The sequence below is a fragment of the Streptomyces sp. NPDC045470 genome, from assembly GCF_040646595.1.
Classification (GTDB): domain Bacteria; phylum Actinomycetota; class Actinomycetes; order Streptomycetales; family Streptomycetaceae; genus Streptomyces.
In genome coordinates, this window is sequence record NZ_JBEZAN010000002.1 from 415,487 (window position 1) to 432,697 (window position 17,211).

Here is a 17,211-nt window from a genome sequence, read left to right on the forward strand (position 1 = left end):
GACGGGTGCGACAATGGCACGATGGCCATCATTCGATAGGATCGTGCCATGCAGCCTCATCGTGTGGTGGTCCTGGCCCTGGACGGCGTCTACCCCTTCGAACTGGGCATCCCCGCCCGGGTCTTCCATGCCGCCGACGGCCGGTACGAGGTCCTGACCTGCTCGGCCGACGGGCGCCCGGTGCGCAGCGGCGCCGACTTCTCGGTCGTGGTGGAGCACGGCCCCGAGATCCTGCGCACCGCCGGCACCGTGGTGATCCCGTCCATCGCCCCGGACCGCGTCCCCACCGGGCTGTCCGAACCGGTGCGGGCCGCACTGGCGACGATCCGGCCCGGTACGCGCCTCGTCTCCATCTGCACCGGCGCGTACGTGCTGGCCGCCGCCGGGCTGCTGGACGGCCGCCCGGCCACCACCCACTGGCAGCTCAGCGACCACTTCCGCCGCCTGTATCCGCAGGTCAGGCTCACCCCCGACGTGCTCTTCGTCGACGACGGGGACGTCCTCACCTCGTCCGGCGCCGCGTCCGGCATCGACGTCTGCCTGCACATCGTGCGCGCCGACCACGGCGGCGCGGTCGCCAACCACGCGGCCCGCGCCTGTGTCATGCCGCCGTTCCGTGACGGCGGCCAGGCCCAGTACGTCGAGCAGCCGGTGCCCGCGCCGACCGCGACCGGCACCGCGGCCACCCAGCAGTGGGCCCTGGAGCACCTGGACGAACCGCTGACGCTGACCCGGCTGGCCCAGCACGCCGGGATGAGCCTGCGCACCTTCAACCGCCGCTTCCGCGACGAGACCGGTCTGAGCCCCGGCCGGTGGCTCATCCAGCAGCGCCTGCTGCGCGCCCGCCAACTGCTGGAGACCAGCGACCTGCCGGTGGACCTGGTCGCCGGCCGGGTCGGCTTCGCCGGCGGCGCGTCCCTGCGCCAGCACCTGCACGCCGCGATCGGCGTCTCGCCGCAGGCGTACCGGCGTACGTTCCGGGCTCCGCGCGCGGCGGAGGACCGGCCGGCGGTCCGCGCGGGCTGATTCCGCACGTCACGCACGACGGACGGCTGTACGGAGCCGCGCGGCCGGTCTAGCTTCGGCCTGTACGGAGACGTACCCCAGGAAAGGGACACCGTCATGGCATTCGGTTTCGTCGCCTTCCACTACCCGGCCCCCGAGCACGTCGAGGAGTTCGTCGGCCAGTGCCACCAGGTCGCCGAGGCGGCGCGGTCGCAGCCGGGCTTCCTGTCCGTCGGGGTCTGGGTCACGCCGGACGGCGAAGCCGTCGTCACCACCGGCGCCTTCGCGTCCGAGGAGACCTTCCGCGCGGCGGCCGAGGTCGCCCGCGAGCTGGGCGCGACGCCCGAGGGCCTGAGCGACCTGGAGGTCCGGCCCCGCCAGGTCCACTTCCTGCTGTCCCGCTGACCGGAGCGGCCGGGGCACCGCACGCCGTACGTGCGAAGCCCCGGCCGCCTACAGGGGGACGCCCGCCCTTCAGCGCATCAGTACCCCGGCCTCCTCCCCCGTCGCTTCCGACGGCACCGCCAACAGCCCCATCTCGGCGGCGGTGACCAGCAGCCGGTGGGCCGGGAGGACGCGGACCGTGTAGCCGAAGGAGCCGGTGCGGTCGAGGGCGAGCGGACCCTCGTAGAGCCAGCGGCCCTCCAGGTCGGGGCCGCCGGTCGGTTTGAGCGGCACGGTCGTGGCGTCCGTGATCCGGTCGGACTCGTCCACCCGGCCCGAGACGACCTGGACCTCCACGTCGTCCGGGGCGAGGTCGCCGAGGGCGACGCGGACCCGCAGTGCCAGGGTGGCGCCCAGTTCGGCGCTGCCGTTGGGCGGGGCGCCCGGCACTCCGGCGGGCTCCGCGCGGTCCACCACCAGGGCCCCGGTCTCCACGTGGTCCACCGCGACCCGCGGCCACGCGGCCCGTACCCGGGTCTTCCAGGCGGCCAGTTCGGTCGCGGCCTGCGGGGTCAGCGCGCGCTGGGAGCGGGCGGCGGGCGCGTACAGCCGCTCCACGTACTCGCGCACCATGCGGCCCGCCAGCACCTTCGGCCCCAGGTTGACCAGGGTCTGCCGGACCATCTCGACCCAGCGCTGCGGGACCCCGGCCTCGTCGCGGTCGTAGAAACGCGGCGCGACCCGCTGCTCCAGCAGCTCGTACAGGGCGTTGGCCTCCAGTTCGTCGCGCCGGTTCTCGTCGGTGGCGTGGCCGTCGGCCGTCGGGATGGACCAGCCGAAGTCCGGCTCGTACCACTCGTCCCACCAGCCGTCCAGGACGGAGAGGTTCAGGCAGCCGTTGAGCGCCGCCTTCATGCCGGAGGTGCCGCACGCCTCCAGCGGGCGGAGCGGGTTGTTGAGCCAGACGTCGCAGCCGGGGTAGAGCTTCTGCGCCATGGCCATGCCGTAGTCGGGCAGGAAGACCAGCCGCTGCCGTACGCGCGGGTCGTCGGCGAAGCGGACCAGTTCCTGTACGAGGCGCTTGCCGCCGTCGTCGGCCGGGTGGGCCTTGCCCGCCACCACGATCTGGACCGGCCGCTCGGGGTGCAGCAGCAGGTCCATCAGGCGGTCGCGGTCGCGCAGCATCAGGGTGAGCCGCTTGTAGGAGGGCACCCTGCGGGCGAACCCGATGGTGAGCACCTCCGGGTCCAGTACGCCGTCGATCCAGCCCAGTTCGGCGGCCCCGGCGCCGCGCTGCCGCCAGGAGACGCGCAGCCGCCGCCGTACTTCCTCGACGAGTTGTTCGCGCAGCACCCGCCGCAGGTCCCAGACGTCCGCGTCCGGGATGTCGGCCACCGCCGACCAGCGCCGGGAGTCGCCGACGGACAGCGCGTCCTCGGTCCGGCCGGCCCCGATCTGGCGGGCGCCCAGCCGGAAGACCTCGGGCGCCACCCAGGTGGGCGCGTGCACCCCGTTGGTGACCGATGTGATCGGTACGTCCTCCGGGTCGAAGCCCGGCCACAGCCCGGCGAACATCTCCCGGCTGACACGGCCGTGCAGGGTGGAGACGCCGTTGGCGCGCTGGGCCAGCCGCAGTCCCATCACCGCCATGTTGAAGCAGTTGGGCTCGCCGCCGGGGTAGGTCTCCAGGCCGAGCGCGAGGATGCGCTCGACGTCGATGCCGGGCAGTTCCGCCGCCTCGCCGAAGTGCCGGGCGACCAGTTCGCGGTCGAAGCGGTCGATGCCCGCGGGGACGGGGGTGTGGGTGGTGAAGACCGTACCGGCGCGTACGGTCTCCAGGGCGCCGTCGAAGTCCAGCCCGACCGGTCCGCCCGCCTCGCCGGGGCCGCCCTCGCGGCCGGCCTCCGCCAGCTCGCGGATGCGCTCCAGACCGAGGAAGCCCGCGTGTCCCTCGTTCGTGTGGAACACCTCGGGCGCGGCGTGACCGGTGAGCCGGCAGTACGTCCGTACGGCCCGTACCCCGCCGATCCCCAGCAGCATCTCCTGCAACAGGCGGTGCTCGCTGCCCCCGCCGTACAGCCGGTCGGTCACGTCCCGCTCGCCCGGCCCGTTCTCCTCCACGTCGGAGTCCAGGAGCAGCAGCGGCACGCGGCCGACCCGCGCCACCCAGACGACCGACCGGAGCTGCCGCCCGCCGGGCAGCGCGAGGGCGACCTGGGCGGGTGTCCCGTCGGCCTCCCGCAGCAGGTCCAGCGGCAGCTCGTTGGGGTCCAGCACCGGGTAGTGCTCCTGCTGCCAGCCCTCACGGGAGAGCGACTGGCGGAAGTAGCCGTGCCGGTAGAGCAGCCCCACCCCGATGAGCGGTACGCCGAGGTCGCTGGCCGCCTTGAGGTGGTCGCCGGCGAGGATGCCCAGGCCGCCCGAGTACTGCGGCAGCGCGGCGGTGATGCCGAACTCCGGCGAGAAGTAGGCGACGGCCTCGGGCAGCCGGCCGTCCCGGCCACCCTGCTGGACGCTCTGGTACCAGCGCTGACCGGAGAGGTAGTCCTGCAGGTCGTCGGCGGCCGCGCCGAGCCGGCGCAGGAACCTGCGGTCCCCGGCCAGCTCCGCGAGCCGCTCGGCGGAGACGGTGCCCAGCAGCCGTACGGGGTCCAGTCCCGCCCGGCGCCGGCCGGCGGGGGCTATGGCGTGGAACAGTTCGCGGGTCTCGGGGTGCCAGGACCAGCGCAGATTGCGCGCCAGGTCGCTGAGGGGTCGCAGGGGCTCCGGGAGGACGGGGCGCACGGTGAACCGACGAATGGCCTTCACGCTACGACGGTAGCGGCGCACCGCCGCCCGATTCGCCCGGTAGCCCGGAATCCGGTCGGATCCGGACGCCAACTGCCATGATCGGTACGCTTCTTGGCCCGTCACCCGTTCGGCCGAGCCGGTCACCCGCAGGGCGCCTTCCGGCCACTCGGGAGCGCGGCGCGGCGCACCAGGACGGCGGAATCCGGCCCGCCCCTCCCCCGCTCTCCCACCGCACCGCGCGGCCGATATGGCCGGTTCCCCACCCCCGCGCACTCTTGTTCGAGTCCGCGCCGGGCGAAAGGCTGCCGGGTGGCGCCGCCGGCCCGGGTGCGGCACCCGCCCCCACCACCCGCGACTCCGACGGCCTCGGCCCGAGTTGAGGAGGGGGGCGGGACCGATGCCAGGCATATGCGCCGGGACTCCGGCGGGCGGCATGCCCCAACTGGCGTTCGGCGTCTCCCTGTTCGCGCCGGGGTGTGGACATCACGTCGGCGTGGAACTCGGGAGACACTGCGGTACGGCCCCGCCGCGGCACGTCCACGGCCGCACCGCACGCAGCCGGCACGGCTGCGCTCCATCTGCCGCCCCACCGGCGGGCCGGACCGAAGGAGGTGCGGAACGTGCCGGCCGCCGCGGCGGCCGGGCAACGGACCACTGCGGCGAGCACCGGCTCGCCGACCGCGTCGTTGCAGGTCAGCGACGGCCGATGAGTGCGGAACGGCACCGCACCGTAAGACCCCGTAGCGCGTGCGGGCGGGGCGGGAGCCGGGCGCCCGGGAGCGTGCGCGCCGCCGCGCGTACCCGTCCGGAGCCCCGGTCATATTCCGTTCCGCGGTTACGTGCCGGTAGTGCGCGGACGGCCGGATTGCCCGCCCGCGCGGCACGGGAAGGCTTGTGCGGTACCGCTCTTGCGCCCCGGCGCGCCGCACGGCTTCCCGCCCCGCCCCCCATCCGCCAACCGAGTGAAAGCGGACAGGAGAGCCCATGCCCGCAGCCCGTCCATCCGTCACAAAAACGATAGAAAGGACAGAATCCGGTAACACCTCCCAACCTTCAGGTGACCCCATGATCGGCCGCATCCCCGTGCTGGACCTCCATCCGCTGATCGACTGCGGCCGTCGCCCGGCGAAAGCGGTGGTCGGCGAGACCTTCGAGATCTCGGCCACCGTCTTCCGTGAGGGCCATGACGCGGTCGCCGCCAACGTCGTCCTGCGCGATCCGCTGGGCCGTCCCGGCCCCTGGACGCCGATGCGTGAACTGGCGCCCGGTACGGACCGCTGGGGCGCCGAGGTCACCCCGGACGTGGAGGGCCGGTGGACGTACGGCGTCGAGGGCTGGTCGGACCCGGTCGGCACCTGGCGCCACCACGCCGGCATCAAGATCCCGGCCGGCATCGACACCGAACTGGTCCTCGCCGAGGGCGCCGCGCTGCACGAACGCGCCGCCGAGGGGGTGCCCAAGAGAGACGGCCGGGAAGCGGTGCTGGCCGCCGCGGACGCCCTGCGCGACCCGCAGTTGCCCGCCGCCACCCGGCTCGCCGCCGCGCTCGCCCCCGAGGTCACCGCCGCGCTCGCCCGCCACCCGCTGCGCGAACTGGTCACCGCCTCGCGGACGGTGCCGCTGCTGGTCGAGCGCCGCCGGGCCCTGTTCGGGTCGTGGTACGAGCTGTTCCCGCGTTCGGAGGGCGCGGTGGTGCGCAAGGGCGCGGCACCGGTCAGCGGCACGTTCCGGACGGCCGCCGAACGGCTGCCGGCGGTCGCGGCCATGGGGTTCGACGTGGTCTATCTGCCGCCCGTGCACCCCATCGGCGCCTCCTACCGCAAGGGCCCCAACAACGCGCTCTCCGCGGGCCCGCACGACGTGGGGTCGCCGTGGGCCATCGGCTCACCCGAGGGCGGTCACGACGCGCTGCACCCGGACCTCGGCACCTTCGAGGACTTCGCGCACTTCGTCCGTACGGCACACGACCTGCGCATGGAGGTGGCGCTGGACTTCGCCCTCCAGTGCTCGCCGGACCACCCCTGGGTCACCGAGCACCCCGAGTGGTTCCACCACCGGGCGGACGGCTCCATCGCCTACGCCGAGAACCCGCCGAAGAAGTACCAGGACATCTACCCGCTGGCGTTCGACGCGGACCTGAACGGCCTGGTGCGGGAGACGGAACGGCTGCTGCGCTTCTGGATGGAGCGCGGGGTGCGCATCTTCCGGGTCGACAATCCGCACACCAAGCCGGTGCTCTTCTGGGAGAAGGTCATCGCCGACGTCAACCGCACGGATCCGGACGTCGTCTTCCTGGCCGAGGCGTTCACCCGGCCTGCGATGATGCGCACCCTGGCGCAGATCGGGTTCCAGCAGTCGTACACCTATTTCACCTGGCGCAACGGCAAGCACGAGCTCATCGAGTACCTCACCGAACTGTCGCGGGAATCATCCTCGTACATGCGGCCGAATTTTTTCGTCAATACGCCGGACATCCTCCACGCCTATCTGCAGGACGGCGGGCGGCCCGCGTTCGAGGTGCGTGCCGTACTGGCCGCCACCCTCTCCCCGTCGTGGGGCGTCTACGCCGGATTCGAGCTGTGCGAGTCGACACCGGTACGAAGTGGCAGCGAGGAGTACCTGGATTCCGAGAAGTACCAACTCAGGCCCCGGGACTGGGAGACAGCGGCGCGCGAGGGACGTACGATCGCACCTCTCATCACCACGCTGAACCGCTTGCGACGCCGCCACCCGGCACTCCAGCAGCTGCGCGACCTCCATTTCCACCACGCCGACAACGACGCCGTCCTCGCCTATTCCAAACGGGCCGGGAACGGCGCCGGGGCCGACACGGTGCTCACCGTCGTCAACCTCGACCCGCACCACACCCACGAGGCGACGGTGTCGTTGGACATGCCGGAACTCGGCCTCGATTGGCACGATTCCGTCCCGGTGCGCGACGAGCTCACCGGCGAGACCTACCACTGGGGCAGGGACAACTATGTGCGCCTCGACCCGGGCCGCTCTCCGGCGCCCGCGCACCTGTTCTCCCTGCGACCGTCCTCACCGATCGGAGGGTCACCCAATTGATCGTCAACGAGCCCGTCCCCGACAAGTTCGAGGACACGCCGGCCAAGGACCGCGATCCCGACTGGTTCAAACGGGCCGTCTTCTACGAGGTCCTGGTGCGTTCCTTCCAGGACAGCAACGGTGACGGGGTCGGCGACCTCAAGGGCATCACGGCCAAACTGGACTATCTCCAGTGGCTGGGCGTGGACTGTCTGTGGCTGCCGCCGTTCTTCAAGTCGCCGCTGCGGGACGGTGGTTACGACGTCTCGGACTACACGGCCGTGCTCCCGGAATTCGGCGACCTGGCCGACTTCGTGGAGTTCGTGGACGCCGCGCACCAGCGCGGGATGCGGGTGATCATCGACTTCGTCATGAACCACACCAGCGACCAGCACCCGTGGTTCCAGGAGTCGCGCACCGACCCGGAGGGCCCGTACGGCGATTACTACGTCTGGGCCGACGACGACAAGCAGTACCAGGACGCGCGCATCATCTTCGTCGACACCGAGGCGTCCAACTGGACCTTCGACCCGGTGCGCAAGCAGTACTTCTGGCACCGCTTCTTCTCCCACCAGCCGGACCTGAACTACGAGAACCCGGCCGTGCAGGAGGAGATGCTGTCCGCCCTGCGCTTCTGGCTCGACCTGGGCATCGACGGGTTCCGGCTGGACGCCGTCCCGTACCTGTACGCCGAGGAGGGCACCAACTGCGAGAACCTGCCCGCCTCGCACGCCTTCCTCAAGCACGTACGGGCGGAGATCGACGCGCATTACCCCGACACCGTGCTGCTGGCCGAGGCCAACCAGTGGCCGGAGGACGTCGTCGACTATTTCGGCGACTACTCCAAGGGCGGGGACGAATGCCACATGGCGTTCCATTTCCCGGTCATGCCACGCATCTTCATGGCGGTCCGCCGGGAATCGCGCTACCCGGTCTCGGAAATCCTGGCCAAGACCCCGGAGATTCCGGCCAACTGCCAGTGGGGCATCTTCCTGCGCAACCACGACGAGCTGACGCTCGAAATGGTCACGGACGAAGAGCGTGACTATATGTACGCGGAATATGCCAAGGACCCGCGCATGCGGGCCAATATCGGCATCCGCCGCCGACTGGCCCCGCTGCTCGACAACGACCGCAACCAGATCGAGCTGTTCACCGCCCTGCTGCTGTCCCTGCCGGGCTCGCCGATCCTGTATTACGGCGACGAGGTCGGCATGGGCGACAACATCTGGCTGGGCGACCGGGACGCGGTCCGCACACCGATGCAGTGGACGCCCGACCGGAACGCCGGTTTCTCCTCCTGCGACCCCGGCCGGCTCTTCCTGCCGACCATCATGGACCCGGTCTACGGCTATCAGGTCACCAACGTCGAGGCGTCGATGTCCTCGCCGTCGTCGCTGCTCCACTGGACCCGACGCATGATCGAGATCCGGAAGCAGAACCCGGCCTTCGGCCTCGGCACCTACACCGAACTCCCCTCGTCCAACCCCGCGGTGCTGGCCTTCCTGCGCGAATACCAGGACGACCTGGTGCTCTGCGTGCACAATTTCTCGCGTTTCGCGCAGCCCACCGAACTGGATCTGCGTACATTCAACGGGCGGCATCCGGTCGAGCTGATCGGCGGCGTCCGTTTCCCGCCCATCGGCGAATGGCCCTATCTGCTGACCCTGGCGGGTCACGGCTTCTATTGGTTCCGGCTGCGGAGGGGGGCGGTCTAGGGACCGTACCGGCGCACGTGCAGGGCGGCGGAAAACCGCCGCCCGTATCCGCCCGCGATACGGGTACGGGCGTTTTCCGACCGCCCCCACGGGCAGTCTCCCTACTACCGCACGGGCCGGGTGAGCCAGCGCCGAAACCCCGGTGTCAGGGGTAATCCCCACGGACGCCGCTGCCGTACGGACGATCCTCACCCGACACGTCCCGCACCGCCGCACAGTCAAGGCCGCATTCCGGGACACTCTGCCCTATCTGTCGTGTGCCCGGGGAAAGGACGCGACGCCATGTCGGAGACCGCCTCGACCCGTGCCATCCGCAGTTCGCATGACCGCCTCTCGACCACCGCGCCCGCGCTGTTGTCCTCGCTCGTCCCCCTGCTCAGCGAATGGCTGCCGCGGCAGCGGTGGTTCGCCGGCAAAGGGCGGCCGATCACGGGCTTCGAGCTGGTGTCGGCGACCGAGTTGCTGCCGTGCGCGGCGGGTGGCGCCACACCGGGGCTGCTGCACCTGCTCGTACGGGCTCAGCAGTCGGCGGCACCCCCCGGGGCCCCGCATCCGGTGCCACCGGAGGGCCCGGCCGAGCCGGCCACCGCGCCGACCGCGGGCCCGGTGGCGAACGGGGACTGCTACCAGCTCCTGCTCGGCGTGCACAGCGCCCTGCCGCCGCAGCTCGCCCCCGCCGTGATCGGCCGCCCGGCCGGCGGCCCGCTGCACGGGCGCACGGTCTACGACGCCCTGCTGGACAACCGGCTGTGCGCCCTCCTGCTGGAGCGGCTGCGGGTGCCGGGGCGGCTCGGCGGGCTGCGGTTCTGCCGGGTGGCCGACAGCACCATCTCCTCCGGGCTGCCCGCCCGCCCGGTCACCGCCGAACAGACCAACTCCTCGGTGGTCTACGGCGATTCGTACATCCTCAAGGTGTTCCGGCGCACCGCGCCCGGCCTCAACCCCGACCTGGAACTGCCGCTGGCGCTGGCCCGCGCCAAGTGCGGACGGGTCCCGGCGCCCGCCGCATGGTTCGAGACCGACCCGGAGGCGGGCGAGGGCGAGCCGGTGACGCTCGGCGTGCTCCAGCCCTACCTGAGCGGCTCCGCCGACGGCTGGCAGCTCGCCCTGAACGCGCTCGCCGTGCAGGCCGACTTCACCAGCTCCGCGCGGGCCCTCGGGCACGCCACCGCCGAGGTGCACACCGCGCTGGCCGAGACGCTGCCCACCACCGAGCTGCGCCGCCCGCAACTCGACGCGGTCGCCGCCCAGATGAACGAGCGGCTGGTGGCCACCGCGCGCGTGGTGCCCGCCCTGCGGCCGTACTGCGCGCGGCTGCGCACCGCCTTCGACGACCTCGCGGCGCTCGGCCACGACGGCCGCGCCTGGTCCGCCCAGCGCATCCACGGCGACCTGCACCTGGGCCAGACGCTGCGGACCGCCGACGAGGGCCGCTGGTCGCTGATCGACTTCGAGGGCGAGCCGTCCCGGCCGCTGGCCGAGCGGCGCCGCCCGCAGCCCGCGGTGCGCGACGTGGCGGCCATGCTGCGCTCGTTCGACTACGCGGCACGCAGCGGACCTTCGGGCGGCGACCCGTGGTCGCTGGAGTGGGCCCGGCGTACCCGGGCCGCCTACTGCCTCGGGTACGCGGAGGCCGGCGGGCTCGATCCGCGCTCGGCGCCCGAGCTGATGCGGGCGTACGAGACGGACAAGGCCGTCTACGAAGTGCTGTACGAGGCCCGCCACCGGCCGAACTGGCTGCCCGTACCGATGGCCGCGGTGCGGCGGCTGGCCAGGACGCACGCGTCCCGGGACGCGGCCGGCGCGGACCCCGGGGCCGGCCCGGACCTGGACGGGTCCGATGGGCGCGCATGAAACCGCGGGAGCGGGCCACCCGGAGCGGTACGGAGCACCGGCACCGGTGTGCGCGGCCCCGGTCCGTCCCGCGGGCGCGCGCCCGGTGCGCACCAGACCCCCGCATCACAGACAACCCTGATCGCTGACATCTGGCCGAGGAGGCTCCTCTCGTGACCGCCCGTTCGTCGTCCCGCCACCCATCGCAAGAACCCGCGCCCGCCCGTGGCACGGCCGTCCGGGGCGCGCCCCCGGAGGCATCCGCCGGCCGGTCCGGTGTCCCGGCGACCTTCCTGCCGGGGCGTGATGAGCCTGCCGGGCCCGGCGGGGCCGCCTCGCCCTCCGCTCCCTCCGCCGCCGAAACCGACACCGGAGCCGAAACCGGAGCCGAAACCGCCACGTCCACCGGCACCGAAACCCCGTCGTCCGCCGAGCGGCCGCCGCACCAGCGGGACCACGGCGAACCCCTGCCGGAGCGGGCCCGGCGCGCCCGGCCCGGCGGCAGGCAGTCCGGTACGCCGACCGACGGCGCGCCGCCCGACCCCGCCCCGGAGCCCAGTGGCGGCAGCCACGGCGTACGGACCGCGCCGCCGCTCGGCGCCGAGGACCGCGACCGGCTGCTGGCCGGCGCGCATCACGACCCGCACGGGCTGCTCGGCGCGCACCCGGTGCGCGGCGGTGTGCTCTTCCGCGTGCTGCGCCCGTACGCGCAGGCCGTCACCGTCCTCGCCAAGGGCCTGCGGGCGGACCTGCACGACGAGGGCGACGGCCTGTTCGGCGGGGTGCTGCCGCTGTCCGCGGTGCCCGAGTACGAGCTGCTGGTCTCGTACGAGGACAACGACGTGACCGTGCACGACCCGTACCGCTTCCTGCCCGCCGTCGGCGAACTGGACCTGTACCTGTTCGGCGAGGGCCGCCACGAGGAGCTGTGGCAGGCGATGGGCGCCTGGCCCATGGTGCACCAGGAGGTGACCGGCACCCGCTTCACCGTCTGGGCGCCGAACGCCCGGGGCGTGCGCGTCGTCGGCAACTTCAACTACTGGGACGGCACCGGCTTCCCGATGCGCTCGCTCGGCTCGTCCGGCGTGTGGGAGCTGTTCCTGCCCGGGCTGGGCGAGGGTGAGCTGTACAAGTTCGAGATCACCCGGCCGGACGGCTCGAAGACGCTGCGCGCCGACCCGATGGCCCGCCGTACGGAGTGCCCGCCCGCCAACGCCTCCGTCGTGCACGCCTCGCACCACCGGTGGCAGGACGCGGCGTGGATGGAGCGGCGGGCCGAGCGCCCGGTGCACGCGGCGCCGTTCTCCGTCTACGAGGTGCACCTGGCGTCCTGGCGCCCCGGGCTCACGTACCGGCAGCTCGCCCAGCAGCTTCCCGCCTACGTCAAGGACCTGGGCTTCACGCACGTCGAGCTGATGCCGGTCGCCGAGCACCCCTTCGGCGGCTCCTGGGGCTACCAGGTCACCGGCTTCTACGCGCCGACCGCCCGGATGGGCACCCCCGACGACTTCAAGTACCTGGTCGACGCGCTGCACCGGGCCGGGATCGGCGTGCTGATGGACTGGGTGCCGGCGCACTTCCCGCGCGACGCGTGGGCGCTGGCGGAGTTCGACGGGCGGCCGCTGTACGAGCACGAGGACCCGGCGCGGGCCGCGCACCCCGACTGGGGCACGCTGGAGTTCGACTACGGCCGCGCCGAGGTGCGCAACTTCCTGGTCGCCAACGCGGTGTACTGGTGCGAGGAGTTCCACATCGACGGGCTGCGGGTGGACGCGGTCGCCTCGATGCTCTACCTCGACTACTCCCGGGAGAGCGGCGAGTGGACGCCCAACGTGCACGGCGGGCGGGAGAACCTGGACGCGGTGGCCTTCCTCCAGGAGATGAACGCCACCGTCTACCGGCGCTGCCCCGGCGTCGTCACCGTCGCCGAGGAGTCCACCGCCTGGGACGGCGTCACCCGCGCCACCCATCACGTGGGGCCCGGCGGCTTCGGCGGGCTGGGTTTCGGGCTGAAGTGGAACATGGGCTGGATGCACGACTCGCTGGGCTACGTCGGCAAGGAGCCGGTGCACCGCAAGTACCACCACAACGAGATGACGTTCTCGATGGTGTACGCGTACTCGGAGAACTACGTCCTGCCGATCTCGCACGACGAGGTGGTGCACGGCAAGCGCTCGCTGGTCTCCAAGATGCCCGGCGACTGGTGGCAGCAGCGGGCCACCCAGCGGGCGTACCTCGGGTACATGTGGGGCCATCCGGGCAAGCAGCTGCTGTTCATGGGGCAGGAGTTCGCTCAGGGGGCCGAGTGGGCGGAGGGTCACGGCCCCGACTGGTGGCTGCTGGACCCGTCGTACTCCGCCGAGCCCGACCACCGGGGCGTACGGGACCTGGTCCGCGACCTGAACCGCCGCTACACGGACACCCCCGCGCTGTGGGAGCAGGACACCGTCCCGGAGGGTTTCTCCTGGATCGTCGGCGACGCCAGTGAGGACAACGTCTTCGCCTTCCTGCGGTACGGCACGGACGGCACCCCGCTGCTGGCGGTCTCGAACTTCTCGCCGGTGGTGCGGCACGCGTACCCGATCGGGGTGCCGGCGGACGTGGCGGCGTGGCGGGAGGTGCTGAACACGGACGAGGTGCGGTACGGCGGGAGCGGGGTGGGCAACCCCGACCCGCTGAAGCCCGACGCGTCGGTGCCGTGGCACGGGCGGCCGGCGTCGATCACACCGGTGCTGCCGCCGCTGGCGACGCTCTGGCTGCGGCCGGTGTGAGGAGGCCGGGGCACTTCACGGGCCGGTGCCGGGGCCGGTGCCCCGGCCCGTGCCCCTGTCAGCCGCCCATGGCCCGCTTCCAGCCGTCCAGGAAGGGCGCCTCGGCCGGGTCCGGGCGGTCGGTGGCGTTCATGACGCGGTGCCAGTACGGGTAGTAGGCGGGCAACTGGGAGAGCTCGGTGAGGCGGGCGGTCTCGGCATCGGTCAGCCGCAGCTCGGTGGCGGCGAGGTCGTCGCGCAACTGCTCCTCGTTGCGGGCGCCGATCACCAGGCCGGTGACGCCGGGGCGGCCGAGCAGCCAGGCGAGCACGACCCGCGGGACCGAGGTGCCGTGCGCCTCGGCGATCCCGGCGAGGCACTCGATGATGTCGTAGGCCCGCTCCTTGTCGACCACGTGCGGTTCGGGCCAGTCGGTACCCTGGCGGGTGGTGGGCGGTACCGGCTGCCCGCGCCGGACCTTGCCGCTGAGCAGCCCCTCCCCCAGCGGGCTCCAGACCAGGGTGCCCAGGCCCTGGTCCAGGGCGGCCGGGAGGATCTCGTACTCCGCCTCGCGGGCTTCGGGGGTGTAGTAGACCTGCTGGGCCACCGGCGCGACCAGGCGGTGCAGCCGCGCGGTGTACAGCGTCTTCGTGATCTGCCAGCCGTTGAAGTTCGAGACGCCGACATAGCGGACCTTGCCGTCGGCGACCAGCCGGTCCAGCGCGGTCAGGGTCTCCTCGACGGGCGTCTGGCCGTCCCACTGGTGCAGGTAGAGCAGGTCCAGATGGTCGGTCTGGAGACGGCGCAGACTGCGCTCGACCTCGCGCAGGACGCTGTACGCCGACGAGCCGCCCTCGTTGGGCCCGTCGCCGACCTGCATCCGGACCTTGGAGGCGAGCAGGACGTCGTCGCGACGGCCGCGCAGCGCCTCGCCGGTGATCTCCTCGGCCTGGCCGAAGGAGTACATGTTCGCGGTGTCGATCATGTTCACGCCGGCGTCCAGCGCGATGTCGAACAGCCGGCGGGCCTCGTCCGTACCGAGCCCGCCGATCTGCGCGAACTGCTCGCGCGCGCCCACGTTGAGGGTGCCGAGCACGAGCCGGGACACCTTCAGGCCCGACCGTCCGAGCGTGCGGTACTCCACGGTTCCTCCTCGGTCGCCGGTGCGGGTGACGCCCGCGATCAACCGTAGGCGCGGGACCGGCGAGACGCACGGCAGGCCGGGCAGGGCGGTGGCGTGGCCCCTGCGGGGCGCCCGGCCGGGGCTGTGCCGCGGGCTCTCAGTCCGGGTCCCCGGTCAGCTCGGCGCGCAGCCGGGACAGGTGGGCCGGCCACTCCCGGCCGCCGTCCGACGCGTCCCACAGCTCGGCCAGCTCGGAGTCGGGCGCGAGCACCCGGTCCAGGGCGTGCGCCGCGAGCACGGCGAGTCGGCGCGGCGGCTCGGGGACCGTCAGGCCGGGGGCGGGCACGGGGCCGGCCGGGGGTGTGCCGCCCGCGCGGGCGGCGGCTATCAGGGCCGCGGCGGCCACGGCCATCTGGCCTTCCGGGGCTTCGAGATAGTCCCGTTCGGCGGCGGCGCTGGACAGTACGCCCCGCAGGGCGCCGAGCCGCCGGTCCTCCGGCATGGCGACCAGGTCGTCCAGCAGATCCGCCGCCCCGTCGTTGTCGAACAGCCCCGTGCCCCAGGTCCCCATCAGCGTCCGCCCCTCACTCGTCACCACCCACGCGCCCGAACCACCACCGGGCCGATTGCATCGTGGCATCTGCCACTGACAATCGACCCGGTGGTGCGGTGCCGGACCGCGCGGGGGCGGCTCAGCCACGCGTGGACGCGCCGCCGCTGCCCGCCGCGACCTGTTCACGGGCGGCCTCCGGAGCGGCCTCCGAACCGGCGCCCGGCTGCTGCGTACGGCGGCGGCGCGGCAGCAGTACGGCGACCAGCAGCGTCCCCACGCCGAGCACGACGGCGCCGATCAGGCTGGTGTGCGCCACCGCGTCGGAGAACGCCCCGCGCACCGCGTCCGCGACCGCCTGGGCCTGCTGGAGGCCGAGCGCCTGCGCTTTCTCCGGACCCGCCTCGGGCGCAGCGCCCTGGGCGACCTGCTTGCCGACCTCCTTGGCGACCGCCAGTCCGGCGCCCACCGAATCCTGTGCGGTGGACAGGGCGTCGCCGGGCAGCTTCGGGCCGCCGTGCGCCGCCGCGGACGCCGCCGCGTCGGACAGCTTGGAGGAGTAGGCGCTCGCCAGGACGGAGCCCAGGACGGCGATGCCGAGCGAGCCGCCCAGTTCGATGGAGGTGTCGTTGACCGCGCCGCCGACGCCGAGCTGGTCCTCGGGGAAGGCGCCCATGATGGCGTCCGTGCACGGCGACAGGGACAGGCCGATGGCCAGGCCCAGCACGATGAGCGGGGCGAGGAAGTCGCCGTACGAGGAACCGGCGTCCACCCGGGTGAGCAGGGCGAGGGCGACCGTGCCGCCCACCATGCCGGTGGTCACCGTGACCTTCATGCCCAGCCGCGGCGTCAGGAAGCCGGTCAGCGCGGCGCCCACGAAGACCGCGCCGGCCAGCGGCAGCATCCGTATGCCGGTGTCCAGCGGGGAGTAGCCCAGGACGAACTGGAGGTGCTGGGTGAGGTAGTAGAACGCGCCGAAGACCGCGAGGAAGAAGAGGGCGACGGCGAGGTTGGCGCCGGCGAAGCCGCGGTGGGCGAAGCGGCGTACGTCCAGGACCGGGCGCGGGTGGCGCAGCTCCCAGACGACGAACAGGACCAGGCCGACACCGGCGGCGACCGCGGCGCCGACGGCGCGGGCGTCCCAGCCGAAGTGCGGGCCCTGGATGAGCATGTAGATCAGCGAGCCGACCCAGACGACGGACAGCAGGCCGCCGACGTAGTCGAGGCGGTCACGGTGGCCCGCCTTGGAGGCCGGGACGACCAGCAGCGCTCCGACGATGCCGAGCGCGGCGACCGGCACGTTGATCAGGAAGGACGAGGACCAGCCGTGGTCCTCCAGCAGCGCGCCGGCGACGAGCGGGCCGACGGCGATGGCGAGTCCGGCGGTCGCGGTCCAGATGGTGATGGCGAGCGCGCGTTCGCGGCGCGGGAAGGTGGCGGCCAGCAGGGACAGCGTGGCCGGCATGATCATGGCCGCGCCCACGCCCATCACGGCACGCGCCGCGATGACGCCGCCGGAGCTGTCCACCAGGGCGCCCGCGACCGAGCCGCCCGCGAAGACCAGCAGGCCGAGGACGAGGGCACCGCGGCGGCTGTACTTGTCGCCGACGGCACCGAGCATCAGCATCAGCGCGGCGTACGGGACGGTGTAGGCGTCGATGACCCACTGCAGGTCGGAGCTGCTCAGGCCCAGGTCGGCGGTCATGTCGGGGGCCGCGACGGTGAGCGAGGTGTTCGCCATCACGATGATCAGCAGGCTCAGGCACAGCACGCCCAGGGCCCACCAGCGCTTCGTATAGGGCCGGTCCGTGTCCTGGACCGGCCGGGTCTCCGTAGGAGCCACCCGATTCACCCCTGTCTCTCCCCATGCTTCCGGTGGCGCGCGTCCACGCGCACGATCTTGCACATGGCTGTGCAATTACACAGCCGTGTGCAATTTACGTCGCTGCACAGCGATGTGCAAAATGAGAGGAGAGCGGGACCGTGACCGCACGCGTCCGCCGACCGAGG

General features: G+C 72.7%; 10 protein-coding genes. 6 read left to right on the forward strand and 4 right to left on the reverse strand.

Going from position 1 to position 17,211, the window contains the following annotated elements; all coding sequences use genetic code 11:
* Nucleotides 1-48 precede the first annotated feature (48 nt).
* Nucleotides 49-1,026 carry a helix-turn-helix domain-containing protein gene (locus tag AB0A97_RS08230; RefSeq protein ID WP_361146226.1) on the forward strand — a complete coding sequence of 326 codons (978 nt, stop codon included), beginning with the start codon at nucleotides 49-51 and terminating at the stop codon, nucleotides 1,024-1,026.
* A 96-nt stretch (nucleotides 1,027-1,122) separates the two neighbouring features.
* Nucleotides 1,123-1,410: an antibiotic biosynthesis monooxygenase gene (locus AB0A97_RS08235; RefSeq protein WP_361146229.1), complete on the forward strand. Its 288-nt coding sequence runs from the start codon at nucleotides 1,123-1,125 to the stop codon at nucleotides 1,408-1,410.
* A 69-nt stretch (nucleotides 1,411-1,479) separates the two neighbouring features.
* On the opposite strand, the gene glgP is transcribed toward AB0A97_RS08235, so the two are convergent.
* Nucleotides 1,480-4,197 (reverse strand): alpha-glucan family phosphorylase, encoded by a 2,718-nt coding sequence (gene glgP, locus AB0A97_RS08240; RefSeq protein ID WP_361146232.1) that lies wholly within the window; start codon nucleotides 4,195-4,197, stop codon nucleotides 1,480-1,482.
* A 1,047-nt stretch (nucleotides 4,198-5,244) separates the two neighbouring features.
* Here glgP and AB0A97_RS08245 point away from each other — a divergent pair.
* The 4 genes from AB0A97_RS08245 (at nucleotide 5,245) to glgB (ending at nucleotide 13,549) form a co-directional block, all read left to right on the forward strand.
* Nucleotides 5,245-7,248 (forward strand): alpha-1,4-glucan--maltose-1-phosphate maltosyltransferase, encoded by a 2,004-nt coding sequence (locus AB0A97_RS08245; RefSeq protein ID WP_361146234.1) that lies wholly within the window; start codon nucleotides 5,245-5,247, stop codon nucleotides 7,246-7,248.
* Nucleotides 7,245-8,945: a maltose alpha-D-glucosyltransferase gene (treS, locus tag AB0A97_RS08250; RefSeq protein WP_361146237.1), complete on the forward strand. Its 1,701-nt coding sequence runs from the start codon at nucleotides 7,245-7,247 to the stop codon at nucleotides 8,943-8,945. Before AB0A97_RS08245 ends, treS begins: the two co-directional genes overlap by 4 nt.
* A 282-nt stretch (nucleotides 8,946-9,227) precedes the next feature.
* Entirely contained in the window at nucleotides 9,228-10,799 is a 1,572-nt protein-coding gene (locus AB0A97_RS08255; protein WP_361146240.1) for a maltokinase, read from the forward strand.
* Nucleotides 10,800-10,951: 152 nt separating this feature from the next.
* The gene (glgB, locus tag AB0A97_RS08260; protein ID WP_361146243.1) at nucleotides 10,952-13,549 is read left to right on the forward strand and encodes a 1,4-alpha-glucan branching enzyme; all 2,598 of its coding nucleotides are present in this window, start codon (nucleotides 10,952-10,954) and stop codon (nucleotides 13,547-13,549) included.
* A 58-nt stretch (nucleotides 13,550-13,607) separates the two neighbouring features.
* On the opposite strand, the gene AB0A97_RS08265 is transcribed toward glgB, so the two are convergent.
* From AB0A97_RS08265 to AB0A97_RS08275, 3 genes are all read right to left on the reverse strand, one after another.
* Entirely contained in the window at nucleotides 13,608-14,672 is a 1,065-nt protein-coding gene (locus AB0A97_RS08265; protein ID WP_361146246.1) for an aldo/keto reductase, read from the reverse strand.
* Nucleotides 14,673-14,808: 136 nt separating this feature from the next.
* The gene (locus AB0A97_RS08270; protein WP_361146248.1) at nucleotides 14,809-15,222 is read right to left on the reverse strand and encodes a DUF4259 domain-containing protein; all 414 of its coding nucleotides are present in this window, start codon (nucleotides 15,220-15,222) and stop codon (nucleotides 14,809-14,811) included.
* A gap of 121 nt (nucleotides 15,223-15,343) precedes the next feature.
* Nucleotides 15,344-17,044 carry an MFS transporter gene (locus tag AB0A97_RS08275; RefSeq protein ID WP_361146251.1) on the reverse strand — a complete coding sequence of 567 codons (1,701 nt, stop codon included), beginning with the start codon at nucleotides 17,042-17,044 and terminating at the stop codon, nucleotides 15,344-15,346.
* Nucleotides 17,045-17,211: the final 167 nt, after the last annotated feature.

What these genes read in the sequence shown, in the direction of transcription:
- AB0A97_RS08230 (WP_361146226.1), top strand. Translation starts at nt 49, where the DNA reads ATGCAGCCTCATCGTGTGGTGGTCCTGGCCCTGGACGGCGTCTACCCC.
- AB0A97_RS08235 (WP_361146229.1), top strand. Translation starts at nt 1,123, where the DNA reads ATGGCATTCGGTTTCGTCGCCTTCCACTACCCGGCCCCCGAGCACGTC.
- AB0A97_RS08245 (WP_361146234.1), top strand. Translation starts at nt 5,245, where the DNA reads ATGATCGGCCGCATCCCCGTGCTGGACCTCCATCCGCTGATCGACTGC.
- AB0A97_RS08255 (WP_361146240.1), top strand. Translation starts at nt 9,228, where the DNA reads ATGTCGGAGACCGCCTCGACCCGTGCCATCCGCAGTTCGCATGACCGC.
- AB0A97_RS08270 (WP_361146248.1), bottom strand. Translation starts at nt 15,222, where the DNA reads ATGGGGACCTGGGGCACGGGGCTGTTCGACAACGACGGGGCGGCGGAT.